Consider the following 5,144-nt stretch of genomic DNA (forward strand, 5'->3'; position numbering starts at 1 on the left):
GGTTGTGGAAGAAAGCCTCGATCAAGTGATTGCAGATGTTCAAAAGAACACTAATCCCAATGCAAAATCTGGGGCTGCCGTGGTGATGGATGTAAATTCAGGCAAGATTCTTGCTATGGCTTCTAGGCCTGGGATGGATCCTAACGATTTGACCGGCATTATTTCCGAGGCAATGTTTGAGAAGTATTTTACAAATGAAATCGCGCCAGCGGCTTCCCTGAATAGAGCGTTGTCTGGGGTGTATGCACCGGGATCAACCTTCAAGATGGTGACAGCGATGGCGGCCTTGAAACTCAACTTGACAACGCCGACTGAACTCATTGATGATAAAAAGGCCTCATTGGGAAATCTCGCTGCTCAGCAACAAGGTACGGCCGAATGGGGAGGGAACGACTTTGGCCTTGTCAATCTGTATCGAGCGCTGGCCAAATCTTCTAATATATATTTTCAAGTTATCGGTCGCCGAGTGTTTGATTCCAATCCGGAATTTGTACGCCAAATCGCCAATGAATTTGGGCTAGGTGTAGAAAGTGGTATAGATTTGCCAGGAGAAGCATTAGGAATCGCACCTTCAGCGGAATGGAAGAAAGCGTACTTTGGTCCAACTTATATTAAGGCACGCGATAAAAAGTTGGCAAGCATTGAGGCCGATTACTCAGTCAAACTGGAGCAGGCCCCGGATGCGTTAAGCCGCCAGAAGCTGCAAGCGAAGAAAGACGCTGAGAAAAATGCAGTCGAAGATGAATATAAGCAAAAGGTTTATGAAAATGTAGACTGGAAGCTCTACGACAGTTTCAACAATTCCATTGGGCAAGGATATAACAGCTATACCCCTTTACAATTGGCCAATTACACGGCGACCTTGGTAAACGGTGGAAAGCGCTATACTCCGTATGTGGTCGATAAACTGTTGAATCCGATCACAGGGGAGGTAGCTCAGCAGTACCAACCTAAGGTTATCAACACCGTAACAATTTCTCCAGCTAATTTAGATGCGGTCAAACAAGGGATGCGCGCCGTAGTTACTGGTGAAGGAGATGATGCTGGAACGGCTTCAGGGATCTTCGCAGATCTGCCGGAATTTACCGGGGGAGCTAAAACTGGAACAGCCCAGATCGGAAACGTTAACACGGCTTTAGAGAGGTCCTACAATGGGGTGTTTGTGGCGTTTGCCCCTTATGATAATCCTCAGATTGCCTTCGCTGGGGTTGTCGAGTTTGGGGAGAGTGGTGGAAGTACAGCAGGTTATGTGGCAAAGGCGGCTTTTATGAAGTATTTTGGTTGGAAGTCCACGAATGGGAACTGAAAAGCGAGTCCGATGATCATCCGATCACGAATGATAAAATCTTGAAAAAAATAACTGGGCTGACCCAATTCAAATTGCCCAGTTATTTTTATTTTACTGATTTAAGATATCTCACAAACCCCAACCTATGGTTGATTTCGTGATAATAAGTTTTCGTTTGTAAGACGTCCATAGGGAGTTTCCAGGCAAAGGAAGGAAACAGAGATTTAGCACAAGTGGCAGAGAAGGGTGTGCATGTGAGAAAACCAAAGAAGAATAAAAGGAAACTAGCCTACAGCAACGTCGGACCAAATGGCACATGAAAGTTTCATTTTTCATTGGTATATATCCTCTTAGTTCCATTTTTTCTTTATAGTTCATCAAAAAGGGGAATACTGTATTGCTTCTGTTTTTATCACGTGCAGCTTGACCGTGCTCATAGACCTAGGCTTATTGGCCTGGGTATAGGAATACTTTTAGTTCTAGGTATTTTAGGGACAGCGGATATGGGTTACAATCTATTACGAATTATTGGGGTGGGAAACCAAATAGTGCTTGGGATATATATCCCAATGTTAGGAGAACTAATTTACCTAGTCGGAGTGTTTGTGATCATATCTTCACTTGCAGCTATTTTTGCTCCAAGGAATATAAGTAAAGCCATAATTTGGTGTCAAGGGTTTATCCTGACAGCTATTTACTTATCCGAAGTATCCCCTCGTATTAGGTTTGTTCTGCTCTTGGTTATTGTCAATGTCATTAGCTTCCTTGTCTTATATCGAATCAGTAGAAGTGTTAAAATTGGTCTGGTGTCGACTGTAACGAGCTTTGTTGGACTTTTTCTATTAGTGGTAGGCACCCAAATTAATTGTTATATGTACAACCACGGAGTGAATGGTAACTACGGTGGGTTTGAGAATGTCCCTAAAGTCTTAGCAATCATTTTTATTGTGTGCTTGGTTCCTCAACTACTGATGGCGGCTTTCATATCGGCAAAAAATTCTAAAGAGCAAAATAGCGTAATTTACAGAATGAAGGTTGGGGCTTGGACGAGACAGTTTTCAACGTTGCCCGGATGGACTTCGCAACCCAAGCGGCGAAAGGTACGGTAGGCGAAAAAGGCGACGAAGACGTCAACCCGAAGACGGGCGCCAAGGTTCGAAAGTCCAATTCCATTAAGTACACTTGCCCAACGTGCGGCGCAATCGTAAGGGCGATCAAAGAATTAAATATCAATTGTGGCGATTGCAACGTTGCCTTCGTAGCATAATAAGAAACCAAAAGCGTCGGAAAAAGACCTCGGCGCTTCTCTTTATCCAAGCGTAGCATTATCGACCCAATAAGCGAAATTATTGACCTAACGAAAAAACGGCGGTAGTTTTTTTGCCCAGCCTATTCTAATAAGGTTTCCCCTTATTGCAGAATAACATCTTTAAGGGTTCGTCTTCGGTGTTTTGCCTTGGAATGTTTGTCCCAAGGGTGTGGATTAGTTATACTCGTGCTAACCATTATTGCCACTTTCTTGGAATGGTTAGGTGTTCTCTTCGGTAAGGTCGTCTACGGAAACGGTTGGCATATCGGTTGGACATTTATCTCATACTTAGTGCACTGGGTTGTATGTTATTGCTACTACAAGGCTTTGGAAAAGTTGGAGTGATTTTAATATAACGGTTTACTACATATATAGACTTATTTTGGTAAAATCCTAGAGAAAAAAAGACCTCTCAGAGTAAAATGCTCGGGAGGTCTTTGATTGAATTAGGTTACTGAAGAACATTTGATGGTTGAGATGCTACGTTTTGTTAGGGAAAGGGGCATTGATTATATAAACCTAAAAGACAAGAGAGGCGAACAATTCGCCTCTCTTTTTTGATGCATTAGTTTATACTTTTTAATTGTAGTATTTCTGGATGCTTCTGCAAGAATCGTGAACATAAATTAGTGACACCAAAAACGAGACTTTATAAGTATTTTTTACTGCTTCCGTGGGATGCGGAAATTCAAAAATCAAATAAGTCCTTTGGAGCAACATCTAAGGCGATTGCGATTTTGTTGATGTTGTCTAACGAGACGTTTCTGGCTCCACGCTCAATGTCCGAGATGTACGTTCTATGTAAGTCACTACTGAATGCAAGTTCTTCTTGCGAAATACCTTGGGCTTGTCTCAATTTTCGAACACGGTTGCCAAAAGGAATTCTAATATTACTAGACACTATATCACTACCATCTGATTGACATTACATTAATACGAATGATAGAATACTTGTAGCCTTTAGGTCTACAGACTATAAGTGACATTAGGTTATAATTATGCGACTTTTTTTGCGTATACCATGTTATTAACTAAGACGATAACGTAATTGCAAGGCTAGATAGGCTTTGAATTTTTTAAATAAGGGATGGCAATATTAACATTATACTGTCAATTAAGACAACCAAAGGAGGTTTCATAGGTGAATATTCGCAAATTGTCGCTCTGCTGGATTAGATTTTTCAATGGGGCAAAAAATAAACAAATATTCCGATGCTTTAGCTCTTAGAAACATGAGGTTATCCTCGATTTATATTGCAAATCTTGAAAGATATAGATAATGAATGTTTTGAGGTGTCGGCTCGTTTTTAAAAAAAAATCGAGGGGAACCTATTAAAATGATTTGTAAAGTTCTGGTCGTAGATGATGCGAGTTTTGTACGAATGATGATTCGTCAGGTTTTAGTTCGCTTAGGTCACATTGACATCTTGGAAGCTAAGAACGGTTTTGAAGCGATTGAGCTTTATAAAGCAAATATACCTGTACTCACGATTCTGGATATCACTATGGCAGAACTGGATGGGTTGTCTACCCTTAAAGAAATCATCTCTTTTGACCCGACGGCAAAGGTTATTATGTGTAGTGCTTGTTGCTCAAGTAATATTGTCGATGAAGCATTAAACCTCGGTGCAATTGATTTTATATCTAAACCATTTCGTCCCGATGAACTCGGAAAGATAATTACGAAGTATTTGTAAGTCCTAATAAACCAATATAGGTGCTTACTCAAGACGCAAACTCTATAAAACAGATATATAGACCTAAACCTCAAAAGGCGTTAGGTCTATTTTTTTTACCTAACATAACCCAACAGCTAAAAATAGTGAGATATTTTGCAGAATATAACTCTTTCAAGCTCGAAATTTATTTTAATGAGTTGAAATATTGAATACTTCCACGAAGGGTAAAGAAACGTTCATTTCTATTGAAATATTATAATTGTTATTCTTGGGTTTAGGTGCGAAAGGAGGTGAGTAATGAAGAGATGACACGAAAGGAGGTGATTTACTTGGATAATGTGGGCGCTCACTTTAACTGACGTTAAAGGAGCGTCTTTTTCTTGACTTGTTTGGCGTTGCCGTTGGATAATGGTTGTCATGTGTCAAAGTAGATCGCATGACAATCTGAAAAGAAGGATAAAAGAAAGAGGAAACATCATTGGCCGGCCAGCCTAGTTTCCTCTTTCCCATTGGTTACTACCAATTTGAGTTTACATGAAGAAATATGGACTGTCCAGTTATATATTGAAAAGTTTGTCCATGGTTGTCCTAATCACTTGCGTCCTAAGGTGTGTCCTCATTGCTTGGCAAGGGCGATGTTGCATAAACATGGAAGTTTTAAACGAATCGTGTATACCTTGTTAAAGGCGTACGTCCTATCAATCTATCGATTTAAATGTTGCGAGTGTGGAAAAGCTACCTCATTTCTTCCTAACTTTATGAAGGAACACCATCAGGTGGCGTGGGAAGTTAAAGAAGAAGTGATCCGTCAACAGTTAGCTGGGGTATCTTTGGTGAAAATCGCGGAAAATCTCGTGACCTCGGCGGG

5 protein-coding genes are annotated in these 5,144 nt (G+C 40.7%); 4 read left to right on the forward strand and 1 reads right to left on the reverse strand.

The annotated features are described in order from the left end of the window. Together JL57_RS02860 and JL57_RS02865 are read left to right on the forward strand one after the other, a co-directional pair. Positions 1-1,306, forward strand: a 1,306-nt coding sequence (locus JL57_RS02860; RefSeq protein ID WP_034140553.1) for a penicillin-binding transpeptidase domain-containing protein, incomplete at its 5' end; no start/stop codon positions are given. A 485-nt stretch (positions 1,307-1,791) separates the two neighbouring features. Next, a complete protein-coding gene (locus JL57_RS02865) occupies positions 1,792-2,397 on the forward strand; it encodes a hypothetical protein (protein WP_291299624.1) in 606 nt (201 codons plus the stop codon). Positions 2,398-3,285: 888 nt separating this feature from the next. On the opposite strand, the gene JL57_RS02870 is transcribed toward JL57_RS02865, so the two are convergent. Beyond that, positions 3,286-3,498, reverse strand: coding sequence for a helix-turn-helix domain-containing protein (locus JL57_RS02870; protein WP_034140554.1), 213 nt, complete (start codon positions 3,496-3,498; stop codon positions 3,286-3,288). A 436-nt stretch (positions 3,499-3,934) separates the two neighbouring features. Here JL57_RS02870 and JL57_RS02875 point away from each other — a divergent pair, with 436 nt between their 5' ends. Together JL57_RS02875 and JL57_RS36195 are read left to right on the forward strand one after the other, a co-directional pair. Beyond that, entirely contained in the window at positions 3,935-4,294 is a 360-nt protein-coding gene (locus JL57_RS02875; protein WP_034140555.1) for a response regulator, read from the forward strand. 590 nt (positions 4,295-4,884) lie between these two features. After that, on the forward strand, positions 4,885-5,144 hold a 260-nt coding region (locus tag JL57_RS36195; protein ID WP_366556971.1), incomplete at its 3' end, for a DUF6431 domain-containing protein.

It is taken from the genome of Desulfosporosinus sp. BICA1-9, assembly GCF_000802135.1.

What these genes read in the sequence shown, in the direction of transcription:
- JL57_RS02865 (WP_291299624.1), top strand. Translation starts at nt 1,792, where the DNA reads ATGGGTTACAATCTATTACGAATTATTGGGGTGGGAAACCAAATAGTG.
- JL57_RS02875 (WP_034140555.1), top strand. Translation starts at nt 3,935, where the DNA reads ATGATTTGTAAAGTTCTGGTCGTAGATGATGCGAGTTTTGTACGAATG.